15 protein-coding genes are annotated in these 19,014 nt (G+C 61.9%); 13 read left to right on the top strand and 2 right to left on the bottom strand.

The genetic code is table 11. The features are described from left to right. Positions 1 to 78: 78 nt before the first annotated feature. From R3E82_08020 to R3E82_07975, 10 genes are all read left to right on the top strand, one after another. Positions 79 to 1,809 carry an autotransporter assembly complex family protein gene (locus R3E82_08020; GenBank protein ID MEZ5550818.1) on the top strand — a complete coding sequence of 577 codons (1,731 nt, stop codon included), beginning with the start codon at positions 79 to 81 and terminating at the stop codon, positions 1,807 to 1,809. Further along, positions 1,806 to 5,147 carry a translocation/assembly module TamB domain-containing protein gene (locus tag R3E82_08015; protein MEZ5550817.1) on the top strand — a complete coding sequence of 1,114 codons (3,342 nt, stop codon included), beginning with the start codon at positions 1,806 to 1,808 and terminating at the stop codon, positions 5,145 to 5,147. The genes R3E82_08020 and R3E82_08015 overlap by 4 nt, the downstream gene beginning before the upstream one ends. Before the next feature lie 157 nt (positions 5,148 to 5,304). Next, positions 5,305 to 7,119, top strand: a complete 1,815-nt coding sequence (locus R3E82_08010) for a DUF3604 domain-containing protein (protein ID MEZ5550816.1) — start codon at positions 5,305 to 5,307, stop codon at positions 7,117 to 7,119. After that, the gene (locus R3E82_08005; GenBank protein MEZ5550815.1) at positions 7,116 to 7,799 is read left to right on the top strand and encodes an arginine N-succinyltransferase; all 684 of its coding nucleotides are present in this window, start codon (positions 7,116 to 7,118) and stop codon (positions 7,797 to 7,799) included. Before R3E82_08010 ends, R3E82_08005 begins: the two co-directional genes overlap by 4 nt. Before the next feature lie 353 nt (positions 7,800 to 8,152). Continuing rightward, complete coding sequence (locus R3E82_08000; protein MEZ5550814.1) at positions 8,153 to 8,638, top strand: hypothetical protein; 486 nt, start codon at positions 8,153 to 8,155, stop codon at positions 8,636 to 8,638. A 19-nt stretch (positions 8,639 to 8,657) separates the two neighbouring features. Continuing rightward, the gene (locus tag R3E82_07995; protein ID MEZ5550813.1) at positions 8,658 to 9,374 is read left to right on the top strand and encodes a HupE/UreJ family protein; all 717 of its coding nucleotides are present in this window, start codon (positions 8,658 to 8,660) and stop codon (positions 9,372 to 9,374) included. After that, on the top strand, positions 9,371 to 9,913 hold the full coding sequence (locus R3E82_07990; GenBank protein MEZ5550812.1) for a hypothetical protein: 543 nt from the start codon (positions 9,371 to 9,373) through the stop codon (positions 9,911 to 9,913). The genes R3E82_07995 and R3E82_07990 overlap by 4 nt, the downstream gene beginning before the upstream one ends. A gap of 67 nt (positions 9,914 to 9,980) precedes the next feature. After that, on the top strand, positions 9,981 to 11,051 hold the full coding sequence (locus R3E82_07985) for an aldo/keto reductase (protein ID MEZ5550811.1): 1,071 nt from the start codon (positions 9,981 to 9,983) through the stop codon (positions 11,049 to 11,051). Further along, positions 10,958 to 12,697, top strand: a complete 1,740-nt coding sequence (locus R3E82_07980) for a thiamine pyrophosphate-requiring protein (protein ID MEZ5550810.1) — start codon at positions 10,958 to 10,960, stop codon at positions 12,695 to 12,697. The genes R3E82_07985 and R3E82_07980 overlap by 94 nt, the downstream gene beginning before the upstream one ends. Positions 12,698 to 12,722: 25 nt before the next feature. After that, positions 12,723 to 13,010 (top strand): ferritin-like domain-containing protein, encoded by a 288-nt coding sequence (locus R3E82_07975; GenBank protein ID MEZ5550809.1) that lies wholly within the window; start codon positions 12,723 to 12,725, stop codon positions 13,008 to 13,010. A gap of 29 nt (positions 13,011 to 13,039) precedes the next feature. On the opposite strand, the gene R3E82_07970 is transcribed toward R3E82_07975, so the two are convergent. Further along, positions 13,040 to 13,369 carry a cupin domain-containing protein gene (locus tag R3E82_07970; protein ID MEZ5550808.1) on the bottom strand — a complete coding sequence of 110 codons (330 nt, stop codon included), beginning with the start codon at positions 13,367 to 13,369 and terminating at the stop codon, positions 13,040 to 13,042. Between the two features lie 88 nt (positions 13,370 to 13,457). On the opposite strand from R3E82_07970, the gene R3E82_07965 reads away from it, so the two are divergent. Then, the gene (locus tag R3E82_07965) at positions 13,458 to 13,913 is read left to right on the top strand and encodes a hypothetical protein (protein MEZ5550807.1); all 456 of its coding nucleotides are present in this window, start codon (positions 13,458 to 13,460) and stop codon (positions 13,911 to 13,913) included. Here R3E82_07965 and R3E82_07960 read toward each other — a convergent pair. Continuing rightward, positions 13,883 to 15,832: a pyrroloquinoline quinone-dependent dehydrogenase gene (locus R3E82_07960; GenBank protein ID MEZ5550806.1), complete on the bottom strand. Its 1,950-nt coding sequence runs from the start codon at positions 15,830 to 15,832 to the stop codon at positions 13,883 to 13,885. The genes R3E82_07965 and R3E82_07960 overlap by 31 nt on opposite strands. Before the next feature lie 166 nt (positions 15,833 to 15,998). On the opposite strand from R3E82_07960, the gene R3E82_07955 reads away from it, so the two are divergent. Next, positions 15,999 to 17,669, top strand: coding sequence for a hypothetical protein (locus R3E82_07955; GenBank protein ID MEZ5550805.1), 1,671 nt, complete (start codon positions 15,999 to 16,001; stop codon positions 17,667 to 17,669). Between the two features lie 65 nt (positions 17,670 to 17,734). After that, the gene (locus tag R3E82_07950) at positions 17,735 to 18,904 is read left to right on the top strand and encodes a steroid 3-ketoacyl-CoA thiolase (GenBank protein MEZ5550804.1); all 1,170 of its coding nucleotides are present in this window, start codon (positions 17,735 to 17,737) and stop codon (positions 18,902 to 18,904) included. The last annotated feature ends 110 nt before the right edge of the window (positions 18,905 to 19,014 follow it).

Below are 19,014 nucleotides of genomic sequence, written 5' to 3'. Positions count from 1 at the left end.
GCCCGTCTTCGATGGTAGTACGTGGCGACCCGCAGGCTGTGACGTGGGTCTTGTTTCCGCAAGCCGGGCGATGTCCGCGTGCCTGATCGTTTTGCATGGTTGGTCATTCTTGCGTGGCTTGTCTGCGGGCAGCAGGCCATTGCCGATGTGCGCATCGACGGTCTCAAATCAGAAAACGATGACGCGATACGGGAAAACGTGCTCGCCCACCTGCGGGTAGACGACGAATCCTGTGACGCGGATGCCGCCCGGGTCCGTTATCGCTTCGGTAATGCCCGGGAAGAGATCCGGGAGGCCCTGCAGCCCTTCGGCTATTACTCTGCCGAGATCAGCGCTCAGCTGGAATTTCCGGAAGACGCCTGCTGGCTGGCGCGGTTCGCGATCACGCTGGGCAAACCGGTACGAATCAGCGCCACCGAGATTGCCGTGGTCGGGGCGGGTGCAGGTACCGAGGAGTTTGCTGCGCTGCTCGACCGGCATTCGCTCAAGCCCGGCACGCAACTGTCTCACAAGGCCTACGAGTCGCTGAAGAGTCAGCTGCTGATCACGGCCCGCGAGTACGGCTATTTCGATGCCCGGCTGGTGAAAAACCGGATGGCCATTACACCGCACCTGTTCCAGGCGCAGGTCGAACTGGTTCTGGACACAGGCCCGCGCTACAGCTTCGGTGAACTGTACATCGAAAGCGACAGCCTCTCGCCCAATCTGATCCGCCGTTACGTGGACTTCAGACCTCAGACCCCCTTCGAGCAGCGCCGGTTGCGCAAGCTGCACAACGATCTGGTGACGGGAGAGTATTTCCAGGAAGTGGACATCCGTACCGTCAACACGGCGCAGCAGACGGTGGATGTCCATGTCAAGCTCACCCGCGGGCGACGTTTGCGCTACGGGGTGGGACTGGGATTCGGGACTGACACCGGCGTGATGGTGCGCGGAGATTTTGTCAGCCGCTGGGTCAACGCACGCGGGCATCGACTGGAACTCGACACCCGGCTTTCGACGCCGGAGCAGAGCGCAACCTTCGATTACCGCATTCCGGGTAAAAGGCCCCAGCGGGACTGGTATTCGATCTACGGGGGTTATCACGAGAAGGATACGGATGCCATCAGGACCACGGGCTGGAAACTTGGGGTGCGCGACACCCGCTTCCACAGCAGCCGCTGGAGTTCGAGCCGCTTTCTGGAGAATGTGGTGGACCGTTATGAGCAGGATGGCGACTGGCAGGAGCAGCAGACCCTGGTGCCCGGTTATGTTCTGACCTACCAGGTCGCCAATGCCACCGAGCGTCCAACCCGGGGTCTGCGCCTCAGCGCTGAGGTGCTCGGTGGCAGCGATGCACTGCTGTCTGATGTCACCTTCGCCCGCTTCAAAGTCGGCGGCAAAGTCATCCTGCCTGTGACAAAACGTGGCCGCCTGCTGGTGCGGGGTGAAACCGGCTGGATGGAGACGGACAATTTTGATGGCGTGCCGCCTACCTGGCGTTTCTTCGCGGGGGGTGACAGCAGTGTGCGGGGGTATGACTACCAGTCGCTGGGCCCGGTGGATGAGGAAGGCAAGAGTCTGGGTGGCGAACGACTGCTGACCTTCAGTGCGGAGATGGACTGGCAGATCTGGCAGGGCTGGTCCGGCGCCCTGTTTGCCGATGCCGGAAATGTCGGCAAGAACGATCTGCTCAAAGACATTCCCTGGAGTGTGGGAATGGGGGCGCGATGGTATTCGCCGCTGGGACCGATCCGGCTCGATCTGGCCTTTCCCCAGAGTGGTGACGGCAGTTTCCGGATTCACGTGTCCATGGGCCCGGATCTGTGAGCTCAGGATTACGCTGGCCGAGTCTGATCCTGCTTCCTCCGCTGCTGATCGCGGTGGTGGCAGCGGGTGTACTTTTCTTCACACCGACGGGTGTTGGTGTGGCGCTTGCCGTCGCTGATCGACTGCTCGGACCGGCGCTGCAGGTCGAGGGCTGGAGCGGGACCCTTACCGGTACCGTGTGTGCGGATTCCGTCGTTTACCGCAAGGCTGGGATCGATGTTGAAGCCGTGTCCGTCTGTGCACAGGTGAACCTGTGGGAGTCCTTTGACTTTCTGCGGGTCAGTCTGGCCGCAGTCGATGCTGCCCGGGTACTGGTCATGGTCACCGCGACCGACGACGCACCGGCACCCGATCCCCGGGATCTGAATCTGCCTGTCACCATCAAAGTACAGCGTGCCGCCATCGAGCTGCTTGAGATCAATGGATTCCGCATTGACGATTTCAACACCCGGGTCCGACTCGATAACGATGATCTGGACAGCAGCAGCACCTTCGAACAGGCGGGCAGACGCGTTTCGGTAACGACAAGCGGGCCCTGGCAGAGACTTACGGCGGAAGGCTGGATCGAGGTGCCTGAGACGATCGCGCTCTCCGGCTTCGTCGACCTCACACGGGCAGCGCTGCCTTTCAAGGCGACGGTGGAAGCCGCGTCACTGGCACTCGAGCCCTGGACCGGTCGGGCGCTTGACCTCGGCACCGTACTGCTGGATGTGCAGGGTGACAGCGCGTCTTACAGGTACCGGCTGAGGGGGGACGTTGACGATGCTCTGCTGGGGTACGCGCGGGTCCAGGCGGAGGGTGAAGGCGATCTGCAGGCACTGACGCTGGATGCCCGGGTGAATGCAGATCCGCTGGCCACCGGGGTGGGTGCGGTAGAAGGCGTCCACCTCACCGGCAGGATTGCCTGGCTGCCTGGCTTTGCATTCGATCTCGTGGCCGACGCGGACGCGGTGCCTGTGGTGCTGGCCGGTTACAGCGCGCAGTTCAGCGGCCGGGTACAGGGTGCGGGTGATGCGAACTCCATCGATGTGTCCGTGACGGCACTTCAGGGTGTGGTGAATGACACTCCGGTTGCGGGGGAAGGGGCTCTGCGGTGGTCGAGTTCCGGCTCCGCTGCCGGCTTTGCACTCGGGATCGAGCGAGTGGCGCTGTCCGTCGGGCAGGGGTCCGTCGACGCGCATGGTTCGGTGCGACCGGACGCGGCCGATCTGTCGATCACCGCGCGTAACTTCGCTCTGCCGTTTCTTTATGCGCCGCTGGGCGGACGTGTGAGCGGTTCCCTGGACCTCTCCGGTGAGATGACTGCGCCGGACATCGTCTCCGAAGTGGTGGTGGAGGAGCTGACCTTCGCAGGTCATTCAGTGGCCAGGGCAGAGTTCACCCTGGGTGGCAGCTCGGCGGAAGGGGGGCTCAGAGTCGATCTTCGCGGTGCGAGCCTCTATGCCGGTCGCAGTACAGACGGCGATGCCGGGGAACCTCTGATCGCTGACGCGGGCATCCGCGGCAGTGTTGTTTACAGGCATCGGGACACGCGCTGGGATGTGGAGGTGAACGAATTTGCTTTTGAATTCGAAGATCCACTGGCAGGTGTAATGCAGTTTGAACTCACCACCCCCGGTCTGGTCAGCTACACGGAGGGTCGCTTCGAACTGAGTGAAGCCTGTCTGCAGGCACGTGTCGCGCTGGTGAGCGGCTCACCAGCACGGCTGTGTGCATCGGGACGTTATCCCGAAGGTCCGGTACATCTGGAGATTTCGGACCTGCACCTCGTCGATTTCCGCACACCGATCAACGACATCAGTCTGAGTGCGGGTCTGGCGGCGAAGGTCGACTTCAGTTCACTGCAGCCACTGATCGGTTCCGGCGGGTTGCAGATGACAGCACTGACAGCCAGACCTTCCGCAGACGAAACCCTGCTGCTGGGCGACCTGTCGGCGGATCTGGAAATCGATACGCGCGCAGCCCGGCTGGTACTCACAACCCCGCAGAATCAGCCCCTGCTGATTGCCGGCGATCTGCGCGGTCTGGTTGCACAGGAACTGATGGCGTCGAACATCGAGGGCGAGGTTCGCATCGACGTCGATGGCATCTGGGCCATAGAGACTTTTCTGCCGATGAGCGTGAATTACGAACTGGCACGGATGCGCGGTGCGCTTGCACTCGATGCCTCGGTTTCCGGAACCTTTGAGGAACCGGTGATCAGTGGCGGAGTTTCGGTGCGGGATGCAGGGTGGGATGTGCTGGCGGTGGGTGCGGCGTTTTCAGAAATCGGGCTCGACGCCCGGCTCATCGACTCGCAGCGCATGAGTTTTCAGGCCGGCGGTAATCTGGGCGGTGGTGCCTTCAAACTGACAGGCACACTGGAGCAGCTGCAGTCGGACGATCGACAGCTGACAGCCGCCCTCGAGCTGGAACCCGGCCGGGTGGTTGACCTGCCGGACTATCGCGCCGATATCGGTGGTCAGATCACGGTGGCGATGGGACCCGATTCACTGCAGATCGAAGGTGAACTGAGCATGCCGAGTGCGCTCATTCGAATTGACGCTCTCCCGGCGGCTGCGGTGGGTGTGTCTCCGGACGCGGTCGTAATCGAAGACGACGCCGAGACTGAAGTTGCTGTGCGACAGATCCGCCGCAGCAACCTGAAGCTGACCCTCGGGGAGGATGTTCGACTCGAAGCTTTCGGTCTGGCGACCGGACTGCGAGGCAGCCTGAGGGTGCAGGAGCGGCCGGATGAGCCGCCAGAGGTTCGCGGCACCATCAACCTGCGCGATGGGGTCTTCGCTGCCTACGGACAGGAACTCAGCGTCGAGCGCGGACGGCTGAGATTCGCAGGTCCGATGGATGACCCGAGCATCGACGTGCTCGCCAGCCGGGTCGTGCCCTATGGGGAAAACGAGGTAACCGTGTCCCTGCTGCTGGGAGGTACGGCGAAGGCGATCACCACTGAGGTTCGATCCACGCCTGTGCTGCCCGAAGGGGATGCGCTGGCGCTGCTGATGACCGGCCGGACCCTGTCTGAAATGTCCAGCCAGGAGCAGACCAACGTCTATGGCGCAGCCATTGCGCTGGGCATGTATGGCGCATCGGGCATCACGGAGACGGTCGCCTCCACCCTGGGGCTCGAAGAAATCATCGTCGAACAGGACAATCTGGGTGAAGTGAAAGTCGGCGCAGCGGTTCGACTGAACAAGGATCTCTATCTGCGCTACACCTACGGCGTGTTTTCCCGACTGGGGGGCGTGCTGTTGCGCTACAGCCTCAACAAACGACTCTCGGTGCAGGGGCAGGCGGGGGATGCCCAGTCGATCGAGATCCGCTACGGCGTGGATGGCTGAGGTACAGGTCCGATCGCTGGCATGATCGGGAGCTGGTTCGGCAGTTCGACCGGGCATGGGTAAAACAGGTATCGTCCCTCACCGGAAGAATTCAACGCAGAGGAATCTGGGTATGCGTGGTTGGATGACTGTACTGGCGGTAGTCGGAATGCTCGCAGTGTCAGCAATCGGAGCGACTGAATCGAAACAGCTGCTCTGGGGCGATACCCATCTGCACACGTCTTATTCCTTCGATGCTTTCCTCAACAACAACCTGAGCGCAGATCCGGACACCGCCTTCCGCTGGGCGAAAGGTCTGCCGGTGATTCACCCCTACCATCGGGCGCGGGTGCAGCTGTCGCGACCGCTGGACTTTCTGGTGGTCTCAGACCATGCAGAACTGCTGGGTGCACTGCGGGACATCTACTACAACGGCATCGAGCGCCAGGATGCAGGCGTCATCGGCGGACTGACCGACTGGTATACCGCACGTGTGGTACGGGATGCGATCGACGAACGCAGAGGTGCGGAGTTGTTCGCGGGTGCGCTGCCGGTCTCTGCGGATCCCCGTGCAGCGGCAGAAGGCTGGAAGGCACAGGTGGCCGGCGCCTTCAGGATTTCCGACGGTATCGTTGCGACCAGCTGGCAGCGCAGCGTTGAGATCGCGGACAGCCACAATGTGCCCGGTCAGTTCACCAGTTTCATCGGCTGGGAGTGGAGCTCCATTCCCGGCGGTGCCAACCTGCACCGGGTGGTCTTCACCAGTGCGGATGGGGCGATAGCCGGCAGGTTTCAGCCTTTCGCCAGCAGCGACAGCCCGTACCCTGAGGATCTGTGGCGCTGGCTGGAAGCAACCAGCGCGGCCACCGGCGCCGAGTTCGTCGCCATCCCGCACAATTCCAATATCTCCAAAGGATTGATGTTCGACGACCGCTCCCTGCGCGGAGAACCGATGACGGCCGACTATGTCCGGCGTCGCGCACGCTGGGAGCCGGTGGTGGAAATCACCCAGATCAAAGGGGATTCGGAGACCCATCCGGCTCTCTCGCCGGAAGACGAGTTCGCGGATTTCGAGCACTATCCTTTCTACATCCAGCAGGCGCCCGAACCCTATGTGGCAGCGCCGGGTGACTTCGTGCGCAGCGCTCTGCGCAGCGGGCTTGCGCTGGGTGCGTCGCTCGGCACCAATCCTTATGCCTTCGGTGTCATCGGCTCCACGGATTCGCACAGCGGGCTGGCCTCGCCGGACGAGACAAACTTCTGGGGCAAAATGGCCACGGACTCGACACCGGAGACCAAGAGCGGCTTCAGCATCGCCGGTGGACCCAGCGGCTGGAACATGTCTGCCCAGGGGCTGGCTGCGGTGTGGGCGTCGGAGAACACCCGGGAAGCCATTCTCGCCGCATTCAAGCGACGTGAGGTGTACGCCACCACCGGACCACGGATCCAGGTGCGACTGTTTGCCGGCAATGGGTTCAGTGAAGCGGACGTCTCTGCTCCCGGTCTGCTCGATACCGGGCTCGACGCGGGTGTGCCGATGGGCGGAGAACTCGATCGAGCGGACCTCACCGAGGCAATGCAGATTCTGGTAGTCGCACTCAGAGATCCGGAAGGGGCGAATCTCGACCGGATACAGATCGTGAAAGGCTGGCTGGATGCGCAGGGTCAGACCCATGAACGTATTTTCGATGTCGCCTGGTCCGGCGCGCGCGCACCGGGCGAAGACGGGCGCCTGCCGCCGGTTGGGAATACTGTCGACCGGCGCACCGGCCGCTATACGAACAGCATTGGCGATACCGAACTGCGCGCACTCTGGCAGGATCCGGAATTCGATCCTGCACAACCCGCCTTCTACTATGCCCGGGTGCTCGAGATTCCGACCCCACGGCACAGTCTGCTGGATGCGCTGGCGCTGGGGATAGAACCGTCGGCTGACTATGCGCTCACACTCCAGGAGCGCGCCTATTCCTCACCGGTGTGGTACCGGCCATGAGTGATTCCTCTGGTTTCAGCGGCAGGCAGGTGCTGCTTATCGTCTTTCTTGCCATCCTGCTGACCGCGGCGGTGTCCTACTGGTTTGTGCGCACCTACATTTATGCCGCTGACTTCACCCCTGTCACCCTGTCGGAAAAGGAGCAGTCGCAGCTGGACGGTAAGCTGGCAGAGCTCGGTCTCGATCCGCTGGATGTGATGCCGGAAGCGCAGCGGAGTCGTGGCGATGCCGACCGCTTCGATAAAGACGGACGCCTCATCCCAGAGAAGTATTCTGAAGCAGGCGCGAGCCGTGAAATTCATCTCACCGAAAAGGAACTCAACGCGCTGGTGGCGAGCAGTCCCGATCTCGCACGACGCTTCGCCATCGATCTGTCGAGCAGCCTGGCCAGCGCGAAACTGCTGGTGCCGGTGGATCCGGATTTTCCGCTCTTCGGGGGCAAGACCCTGCGGGTGACGGCGGGTCTGGAACTGGACTACCGGAACCGGCAGCCGGTGGTGATCCTGCGGGGGGTCAGTGTCATGGGGGTACCGATTCCCAACGCCTGGCTGGGGAATCTCAAGAATGTGGATCTTGTGGAGCAGTTCGGAGGCGGACCGGGCTTCTGGCGCGGATTCGCCGACGGTGTGGAGACGATCGAGATCCGGGATTCGGAATTGCAGATCGTGCTCAAAGAGTAGACGGCGGTGTGGTCGGACCCCCGCCACCCACCTGCAGGACTCAGGTGACGGTAGCGACGATGGCGATCAGGGCGAGACTCACCCCTATCAGCACAACCACGTTGATTCCGATGCGTTTCATGGTCGCAGCATCTGCGGGATCGAGGTAGCTCACGGCTTTCTCCAGCAAGCAAACGCTTAAACATTACGGGCGGGCGGGACAGGTGACTTTGATTCAGATTAATCAGAATGCTGATGGTGCCTGCAGCGTGCAGTATTGCGGCGATTCGGCGTCGGGCGGACACTCGGTTACACTGCATCCTCCCCGCCACCGGGCGCGGGAAAATTATCTGCAAGCCCTGGAGAGCAAGCGCGTGGAAAGACGATGGAACAGAGCCCTGGGCACGGTCATTGCCGGCGTTTTTTTGGTTGGACTGCTGGGCGGCTGTGCCGAACCGCAGGTACAGGTGCCGTACCGGGCCGTCACCGACAGCAAGCAGTTCATGAACTGGGTGCTGGATCCCCAGGCGGATGTGATCTGGGGTTCCGCGGGCGTGGTATCCACCCTGGAGGGAGAGCGGGATCTGCGGCCTACCACCCAGGAAGACTGGGACGCGGTACGGAACGCGGCCGCCACGATTGCCGAAGCGGGCAATCTGCTCATGATGCCGGGTCATGCCCGGGCAGGCGCTGACTGGAACGAAATCTCCCAGGGATTGACCGCCAAAGGCATGGAGCTGGTGGCTGCAGCGGAAAACAAAGACGCCGACGCGATCTTCGAACTCGGTGGCCACCTCTACAACATCTGCGTGGCCTGCCATCAGTTGTACGTGTATCCGGACGGTGATCAGGGCGAATAGGGAGCCTGTGATCCCGCCAGTGATCCTGCCCGCGACCTTGCGCGCGACCTTGCGCGCGCTCCTGCGGGCATTCGGGACGATGGTGCTGCTGGCGCTGTCTGTGGATGCGCTGGCGCACAATCTCTCTGCCAGTAACGCGAGTTTCGTCGAAGCGCTCAACGGTCCGGCGATCGTGCCCTTCCTGTATCTCGGCGCCAAGCACATGGTTACCGGCTATGACCACCTGCTGTTTCTGATCGGTGTGGTGTTCTTCCTGCGCGAAGCGAAAGACATCGTTCTGTATGTGTCGCTGTTCACCCTCGGTCACAGCATTACGCTGCTCGGCGGTGTGCTGGCGGGATGGCAGGTCAACGCCTATCTCATCGATGCGGTGATCGGTCTGTCCGTAGTCTACAAGGCGTTCGAAAACATGGGCGGTTTCGACAGACTTGGCCGCTGGAAGCCGGACACCCGGGCTGCAGTCGGCCTCTTCGGCCTGTGTCATGGGCTTGGGCTGGCGACAAAACTGCAGGATCTCACCCTGACTTCAAACGGACTGATCACCAACATGGTCAGTTTCAATGTTGGGGTTGAGCTCGGTCAGCTCGCGGCACTGGCGCTGATACTCCTGCTGCTCATGCGCTGGCGTTCGGGTGCAGGCTTCGAACGTCAGGCGTTTGCCGCAAACGCGGTACTGATGACCTGCGGTTTCCTGCTGGCCGGCTATCAGCTCGGTGGTCTGGTGCTGGAGTCGTGAGTGCCGCACCCGCGCGGCGACTCTGGAAGGCGACACTGGCGTCGTTCGTCGTGGCGGTGGTGGTACTGTTCACCCTGGTGCTGCCCGCGGAATATGGGGTGGATCCCCTCGGTACCGGTGAAGCCCTGGGACTGCTCGGATTGTCGAGAACGGGTCCTGCGGCGGTGATCGGTGCGGAGGAAGGCTATCGGCAGGATCACATGCGCTTCGAACTCGCGCCTTTCGAGTCGGTGGAATACAAGTACCGACTGGAGCAGGACGCCGCCATGCTGTTCGACTGGACTGCCACAGGTGAGCTGGTCTACGAACTGCACGCGGAGCCGGACGGGGCGGAAGCCGGTTATGCAGAGAGTTTTGAGAAGGGCCGCGCCAGCGCGGCTGCGGGCACCTATCTTGCGCTGTTTCCGGGCATTCACGGCTGGTTCTGGGAAAATCGGGGGAATCAGACCCTGACCCTCGAATTGCACACTGCGGGCTATTACTCCCTGGCCATCGAGTTCCGGGACGGCGATCGCAGCGAGCGGTTACCGTCGCGATGAGACGCGCCTCTCCAAGATCGCACTAATCGGGGTAGAATCCCCCGAGGTTCAATTCGGGAGGGAGACCATGGATCAGGATTTCAGTCAGGACAGTCGGTCGCCTGTCACCGGCACCAGCCGACGACGCTTCTTTCAATACGCGGCTGCTGTCGGTATCGGTGCCCAGACGCTCATGCGCTCGGGTGATGTCCGCGCCGCGGTGTTCGATGCGAAGGAATCCGTTGCGCTGCCCTGGCCGGAAATGCGCTACCGGACCCTGGGCAGAACGGGCTTCGAAGCCAGCCGTCTGATCTACGGCTGTGGTGCAGCGCTGATGCGGCGCCCCAACGACAGACTGCTCAACACCGCGCTGGAGGCAGGCATCAATGTCTTCGATGTGGGCACCAGCCGCTACTACGACATGGCGGAACGCAATCTCAAGAATTTCCTCGCCGCCAATCGCAAGAATATTTTCCTGATCTCGAAATCCTTCATTCCGGAACAGGTACAGCCGGATGACGATTTCAGCGTCGCCGATGCACAGGCGGCGGCAAAGGGCTGGCTGTCCATGCTCGATGAAAGTCTGAGTGAACTCGGGGTAGAGCAGGTGGACGCCTATTATCTGATGGGTTCCAACAATGTCCGGGTGATCGGCAGTGAAGAGATTTATCGGGCGTTCCAGTCTGCGAAAGCTGCCGGTAAGGCGCGCTTCTTCGGACTGAGCACACACCAGAATGCCCATGCGGTGCTCGAAAAGGCCATCGAAACCGGCTGGTACGACCTGGCGATGATCGCCATCACCCCCGGCGGCTGGTATGACTGGGAGACCAAAAAGCTGCTGCCTGGTACGCCGAGCATGGTGGAACTGCGACCCCTGCTCGATCGGGCCCGGGCAGCCGGTATCGGTATGATCGGAATGAAGGCCGCCCGCTACATTGCCGGTCGCGGTTTTCTCGGTGGCGGCAATGCGGACGCCTTTGACGGGCACTATCAGGGTGCGCTGCTGCAGGCGAAGCTGTCGTCCTTCCAGCGCAGCTACGCCTATGTGCTCGAACACGGCCTCGACTGTGTGAACGCCGATATTCAGAACTACGACCAGCTGAAGGAAAACTACGTCGCCGCCGCGACATCCAGCGAGTACTTCAACGCCACCGCCTGACCGGAGCATGCACCATGAATGTAGGTGAGGGCATTGCCCACGCGCTGAAGCGGGAAGGGGTGGACGTGCTCTTCGCCTACCCGGTGAATCCGCTGATCGAAACCTGTGCGATGGCCGACATCCGCACGGTGATCGTGCGTCAGGAACGGGTGGGCCTGCACATGGCGGATGCCTATTCGCGCCTGTCGTCGGGTAAGAAGATCGGTGTGTTTGCCATGCAGCACGGGCCTGGTGCGGAGAACGCCTTCGGCGGTGTCGCCCAGGCCTATTCCGAGTCGTCACCCATCCTGGTGCTGCCCGCCGGTTATCCCCGGCGGCTGGCCCACTACTACCCGAATTTCAATTCCACCCTCAACATGCAGCATGTCACCAAGTGGGCAGAGCCGGTGACCATGGGCAAGGCGCTGCCCGAGATCATGCGGCGCGCCTTCTTTCAGTTGCGCAACGGTCGTCCCGGGCCGGTGCTGGTGGAGGTGCCGCTGGATGTGTTCGCTGAAGAGGTACTCGATGGCTGGCAGCATGAACCGGCGTATGCTGCCCGTTCGGCCCCGGATCCGGTTGACGTGGAGAAAGCGGCGGCAGTCCTGGCGGCTGCGCAGCGGCCGGTGATCTATGCCGGACAGGGCGTGCACTATGCCGAGGCCTGGACTGAGCTCAAGGCGCTGGCCGAGGCCTGGAATATTCCGGTGACCACCAGCCTGGAAGGCAAGAGTGCGTTTCCGGAAAACCATCCCCTGTCTCTCGGCAGTGGCGGGCGTGCGAATCCGCGGCCGGTGAAACGTTTCCTCGAAGATGCGGACGTGATTCTCGGCATCGGCTGCAGCTTCGCGCTGACCGCTTTCGGTGTGGCGATGCCACGGGGCAAGACCATCATCCACGCCACTCTGGATCCCATGGATCTCAACAAGGATGTCCCCGCGCAGCACGCCCTGATCGGTGATGCCAAACTGACGCTGGCAGCACTTACCGATGCGATGAGCGGGCACCCCCGGAAGACGGCGGACGCACGCAGAGGTGTCGGTCAGCAGATTGCCGCGCTGCGGGAGGAGTGGCTGGCCGAATGGATGCCGAAGCTGACCTGCGACACCGCACCGATCAATCCCTACCGGGTGCTGTGGGATCTGCAGCACACCGTGGACAGGGACGAGACGATCATCACCCATGACGCGGGCAGCCCACGGGATCAGCTCACGCCGTTCTGGTCGAGCACCACACCCCTGTCCTACATCGGCTGGGGCAAGACGACTCAGCTCGGTTACGGCCTGGGTCTCGCCATGGGAGCGAAACTGGCACGGCCGGAAAAGCTCTGTATCAACGTGTGGGGTGATGCCGCCATCGGCTTCACCGGTATGGATTTTGAGACTGCGGTGCGGGAGCGGATTCCCATACTGTCGATCCTGCTCAACAATTTCTCGATGGCCATCGAGCTGCCAATCATGAAAGTCTCTACCGAGAAGTATCGCAGCACGGACATTTCCGGCAACTATGCGGACATGGCCAAAGCCTTCGGCGGCTATGGCGAGCGGATAACAAATCCTGCGGATATCCGCAGTGCCATCAACCGGGGAATCGAAGTCACCCGGGGCGGACAACCGGCACTGCTCGAGTTCATTACCGATAAAGAGATCAGTATTTCGGCGGGATGAAACCTGCCGCAGTGGAGAATTGATAATGGCGAATGAAGGCTACCATGAACCCATCAACGAGCTGTCCGATGAGACCCGGGACATGCATCGTGCAATCACGTCGCTGATGGAGGAACTGGAAGCGGTGGACTGGTACAACCAGCGGGTTGATGCGTGTAAGGACAAGGAACTCAAGGCCATACTTGCGCACAACCGGGACGAAGAGAAGGAGCACGCCGCCATGGTGCTGGAGTGGATCCGCAGAAAGGATCCTGCCTTTGATCATGAGTTGCGTGATTTCCTTTTCACGGATAAACCGATCGCTCACGATTAGGCCGACAACCGGGATCCGGTCGGTGCGGGTCAGACGGCGGCGGCGAAAAAGACCAGCAGTGTCATGTCCTCCTCAATTTCGAAGAAGCTGTGTGTCTCGGTCGCACGCACGTAGATCACACTGCCTGCGCTCACCGATTTGAGCTCATCCGCGATCTTCACGTTGGCGCGGCCTTCGACCACGTAGTAGACCTCGTCCTCATCGTGGGGACTCTGCATGTCCTTGGAGCCGGCTGCCAGATGGTAGACGCCGCAGGAGAGTGCCGGCACCCGCAGAAATTCCTTGTACTCCACACTCTTGCCTGTGAGCCGGGACTTGATTGCGTCGAGGTCAAATATTTTCCAGGGATCATCGGTCATGCGGGAGGTACTCGGTGGATTGGCCTGCCTGCATCATAGAGGGCCGTGGGTTATTCTCAAGCCAGGCTTATGGGGAGACAGCGGGTAAATGGATCTGATGAAACTGCGTGATGATGCGGCCGGTGAGTGGGCACGGCGGCCCTGGTGGCTCAACCTGATCGGTCTTTTCTGCCTGTATATGACCTTCCTGTATATGCCATTCGATCTCTTTCTCAAGCCGGTGGCCGTTGACGAGGAGGTCTGGTTCGGTATCACCCTGCACGGCTGGCCGGCCAAACTCACCGCGCCCCTGCACTGGCTCATCTATGGGGCAGGAGCCTGGGGCATCTGGCACATGCGTGTCTGGATGTGGCCCTGGGGGGCCGTTTACCTGGCGCAGATCTGTATCAGCATGCTGGTCTGGAATCTGCTTGATCCCAGAGGGCAGGGCTGGACGGCGGGGCTGATTGCGGCGGCCGTCTTTGCGGTGCCGACGATTGCCATGTGGCGCTCCCGCGGTCTGTTTTCACCGGGTTATCGTTCGACCGCCTCTTCGAGGGCATAGGCGATCAGGTAGTCGGCGGCGGGCGCATCGCTGGTCCAGTGTCCACCGGCAGCCACCACCACGAACTGACGCCCGCCCGAGCTGTAGCTCATGGGGACCGCATTGGCCGTTGTCGGCAGTTTGTCACGCCAGACTTCCTCGCCGGTGCTGATGTCGAACGCACGCATATAACGGTCGCTGGCAGCTCCGATGAACACCAGACCGCCACCGGTGACCATCGGTCCGCCCATTTCGATACCGCCCTTCATCCGGGAGACCGGCCAGGGTGCTGTTTCTTCGAGTGTGCCGAATGGCACCTGCCAGAGAATATCGCCGTTCGACAGGTCAATGGCCGCGAGCGTGCTCCAGGGTGGGGGGCTGCAGGGTGCACCCAGTGGCGAAACCAGGGGCTCGAGCTGGACACAGTAGGGTGAGCCCAGCTGGGGCCAGACGTTCTCGGGACAGATCGCCCGGGGAATGAGACGCACGGTGAATGCCATATGTTTGGTGTTGGCAACGAGAATCTGTCGTTGTGGATCCAGTGCCGGGGCACCCCAGTTGTTGCCTCCCAGAGGGGAAGGGTAGTAGACGGTGCCTGCCAGGCTGGGCGGGGTGTAGATGGGTCCGGTTTGCAGTTTCTCGATCTGCCTGCGACAGCTGCCCCTATCGAGAAATGTGAAACCCCAGGCATCTTCCGGTCCGAAGCGCAGCGCATGGAGGGGTTCGGGCTTGACCGGGAAGGGCTGGGTAGGGCTCAGGTACTCACCGGGTACGGCACCGTCCTGTGGCACCGGCCGCTCTTCGACCGGAAACAGGGGGATGCCCGTGCGTCGATCGAGCACGAAGGTCATTCCCATCTTGGTGACCTGCACCAGTGCTTTCTGCAGTTTGCCGTCTATGGTGAGATCGGCGAGGGTGGGTTGCGCCGGGGTGTCGTAGTCCCAGATGTCGTGATGTACGAACTGGTAGTGCCAGACCACCCTGCCGGATTGTGCATCCAGTGCCACCACCGAACTCGAGTAGTGATCCAGATCGCCCTTGCGGTCCCCGCCGTAATAGTCGGGTGAGGAATTTCCGGTGGGAACATAAATGAGGCCGAGTTCAGGATCCACCGATATGATCGACCAGACATTGGTGGTGCCACTGACATAGGTACCGTCCTCGGCGATTGCTGCACTGCCTGGGGGTACCGGGTTCCAGCCCCAGCGGAATGCGCCGGTCACGACGTCGTAGGCGCGCACCACGCCGGAGGGTATGTCGTTACGCTGACTGTCGGCGACGTATGCGCCGGTGACGAGTGTTTGTCCGATGATGGCGGGTGGGCTGGTGATGCTGTATTCCGAGGCGGTGTGTTCTGTCAGCCCGGCACTCAGTTCGATGTCGCCCCCTCCGGCGAAATCCTCACAGCGTTTGCCGGTTGCGCCGTCGACGGCGACGATGCGTGCGTCCAGCGTACCCATGATGATCCGGTGGTCGCAGGCTGCCCCGCTGGGGATGGGGTTCTGCCAGGAACTCACGCCCCGGCAGTTCGTGAGGCCCTCTACATCGATGTTCACTTTCGGGTCGAATGACCATTTTTCAGCACCGGTCTGGGCATCGAGTGCAAATATGCGGTTGAATGGTGTGCAGTAATAAAGGGTATCGTTGACCATGATCGGCGTAGTCATGAAGGTCGTAGGTCGTACCTGGTCTGCATCGACCCTTTCCGTCAGTTCAATCAGCTCGGCTTCGCGGTAGTCGCCCGATCGGTGCTGCCAGGCGACCTGCAGTCGGCCCACGTTGTCCGCATCGATCTGAGTGGCGGGTGAGAATTTTCCGCCACCGGGACCCGCGCCATAAGCGCCCCATTCGATGTCTGTTTCCCGCTGCTCGCCGCTCGCAGCGGCGCAGAGTGCAGCAGACAGCCACAGACCGACGACGCTGAGTGTGCGTAATGCCATATGCCATTCCCCTGTTTCCCGTAATCGATGATAAACGAGTTGTGCACTGAGCTGGACTTCCGGTTTTTCCGGAGTCAGAGAAGCCGGAGTGTCGGGGCGACGCGCCTAGGCGTTGCTACTTGCTCAGAGGTTCCCTAGCATCGCCCGGGCACTGAGAGGATTAGCGATGAAGGCTGTAGTGTTTCTGATCGCCGTATCGGGACTGCTCACGGGCTGTGGCAGCGAGCGTGATTCCGGGGAAGATCTGTCGCGGCAAACGGGCGCGGCGGAACCGGGTACGACTACCGATGACGCGAAGGCCGAGGTGGTGGTGCTGGCCAGGGGTGCGGCTATTTCCGGCGCCAACGGGATAGCATTCGCCCCGGACGGCCGGCTGTTCATCGCCTCGGTGATCGGATCAGAACTGGTGGTGATGGATCCGGACAGCGGCAGGATTCTCGAGCGCCGCTCCGATGGGGTGGATGGCCCAGACGACATCGCCTTTAACAGCCAGGGTGATTACTACTGGACCTCGATCCTCACCGGCGAAGTTGCCGGCATGACCGCCAATGGCACAAGGATCACCGCGGCGCGGCTTACCCCCGGGGTTAATCCGCTGACCTTCTCGGATGACGACAGGCTTTTCGTTTCCCAGTGCTTCTTTGATGACAAGCTCTACGAAGTAGATCCGCGCGGCCTCACCCCGGCACGCCTGATCGCGGACGATCTGGGTCCCGGCTGCGGTCTCAACGGCATGGACTGGGGGCCGGACGGCAGGCTCTACGGGCCGCGCTGGTTTCAGCAGCAGGTAGTCAGTTTTGACGTGGACACCGGTGAGCGGCGTATCGAAGCAACCGGACTGGAAGTACCTGCAGCGGTGAAATTCGACTCCAGGGGCGTGCTCCATGTGCTGGATACCATGGCAGGTGCAGTCGTTCGTATCGAAGACAGCAGACAGACCATCGTCGCCGACCTTGAACCGGGACTCGACAATCTGGCCTTCGATGCGGCAGATCGCCTGTTTGTATCCAGCTTCGCGGACGGCGCGGTCTGGCGGATCGAGGCGGATGGCACACCCAGGGCCCTGGCACCCTCAGGCATGGCGCATCCGGGCGGGGTCGCCCTGCTCGAGCGCGCGCGGGGCAACCTGGTTGCGGTCGCCGATCTGCATGCACTGCGGGGCTTCAGCGTGGAAGACGGTACACCGGTCTTTACCCAGCGCAATGTTCTGGGCGTTGGTGCGCTGGGATCGTTGACCAGTCTGACTGCCGATGGTGCCAATCTGATCCTCACCTCCTGGACGGAAAACAGCGTGCGTGTCTGGGATCCGGTTGCGGAGAAGACCCTGGAACGGCACGACAATCTGCGTCTGCCGGTGAGTACGGTGCGTTATCAGGGCGAACTGGTGGTTGCCGAGCATGCGGCAGGCGAGGTGCGCAGCATGGGTACCGCGGGCAGCACGGTTTACGCCAGCGGCCTGAGCGCGCCGACCGCGCTGTGCACGGACGGCCGTTCCCTCTGGGTCAGCGATCGGGCCGAGGGTCGGGTCCTGAGGATCGCTGACGATGGCAGGGCAATCGAACCGGTTGTTGTCGCCGAGGGCCTGGCAGCACCAGAGGGTCTCGCACTCTGGCGGGGCAGACTGCTGGTCCGGGAGGGGGAGAGTGGTCGGGTTCTGGTTCTCGATTCCGGTAACCCGCGGGTGCTGGTCACACTGGGTGCCGGATCACCGGCGGCATCAGAAGCCCAGCCGCCTTCGATGATATTCAATGACATCGTGGTCGCCGGAGAGCGACTCTACGCCGCGGATGAACTGACACGCCAGCTGGTACGGGTGGATCTGAGTGGCGTGAATTGAGACCGGCGCCCGAACCGCTACAATAGCCGGCTCATTTTTCAATCGTTTGTTCAACAGAGGTTCCCATGGAAGACGTATACATCATCGAAGCCGTCCGCAGTCCGATCGGTAAGCGCGGCAAAGGTCTGGCCGGCCTGATGCCGGCAGATCTGCTCGGCGCGGTGCAGCGCGCGGCACTGGAGCGCAGTGGCATTCCCGCGGAGAAGATCGGTCAGATCATCGGCGGCTGCGTCTCCCAGGTGGGCGAGCAGTCTTTCAACATTGCGCGCATCGCCTGGCTTTCCCAGGGCCTGCCGGAAGAGGTTGCCGCTACCACTGTGGATTCCCAGTGCGGCTCCAGCCAGCAGGCGACCTCCCTGGCAGCAGCCATGGTGGCCTCCGGTATGGAAGACATCGCCATGGCCTGTGGCGTGGAAATGATGTCCCGGGTGCCACTGGGCTCGAACATGAAAGACGGGGTGCCCATGGGTGCCAGTTACATGTCCCACTACCAGCCCACCAGTCAGTTCATGGGTGCGGCGATGATCGCCGAGGAATATCAGATCACCCGCGCGGATACGGACGCTTTCGGTCTGCGTTCACAGGAGCGGGCAATCCGGGCGTGGGAGGAGGGCCGATTTGATCGGGAGATTGCCCCGATTGAGGCACCCGAACTCGACGCCGAGGGTAAACCCACAGGTAAGATGCGGACGATTTCAAGGGATGAAGGGCTGCGTGCGACCACCCTGGAATCCCTCGCCGGCCTGCAGCCGGTTGCCGGGCAGGAACTCCACACCGCCGGCACCAGCTCCCAGGTATCCGATGGGGCCGCAGTCGTCATCGTGGCCAATGCCAGGGCGGTAAAAGAACTGGGTCTGAAACCCCGGGCGAAGATCATCGCCACCACGCTGGTGGGAGTGGATCCGGTCACCATGCTGAAAGGACCGATTCCGGCAACCCAGAAAGTGCTCGCTCAGACAGGTCTCAGCGTGGACGACATCGATGTTTTCGAAGTCAACGAAGCGTTTGCCTCGGTCGTACTCGCCTGGGAGAAGGCGCTGCATCCGGATCCGGAGAAGGTGAATCCCAATGGTGGTGCAATCGCGCTGGGTCATCCCACCGGTTCCACCGGTGCGCGGCTGCTGACCACGGCACTGCATGAACTCGAGCGCACGGGCGGACGCTACGGGCTGGTGGCGATGTGCTGTGGTGGTGGACTTGGGACCGGCACCATTATTGAACGGATCGACGGCTGAACAGTAACCGTCGCTGATTTACTGCTGCCGAACGGTCAGCAGAGATCGGGCAAGGGGCCCGGACGGAAGTTGATCCGGGCGTGAGCGAGGACGGGCTAACCCGGGCCTCG

The sequence above is a fragment of the Pseudomonadales bacterium genome (assembly GCA_041395945.1).
Taxonomy (GTDB): domain Bacteria; phylum Pseudomonadota; class Gammaproteobacteria; order Pseudomonadales; family Azotimanducaceae; genus SZUA-309.
The sequence above is the reverse complement of the archived record's forward strand: the minus strand, read 5'-3'. Positions and strand labels throughout refer to the sequence as shown.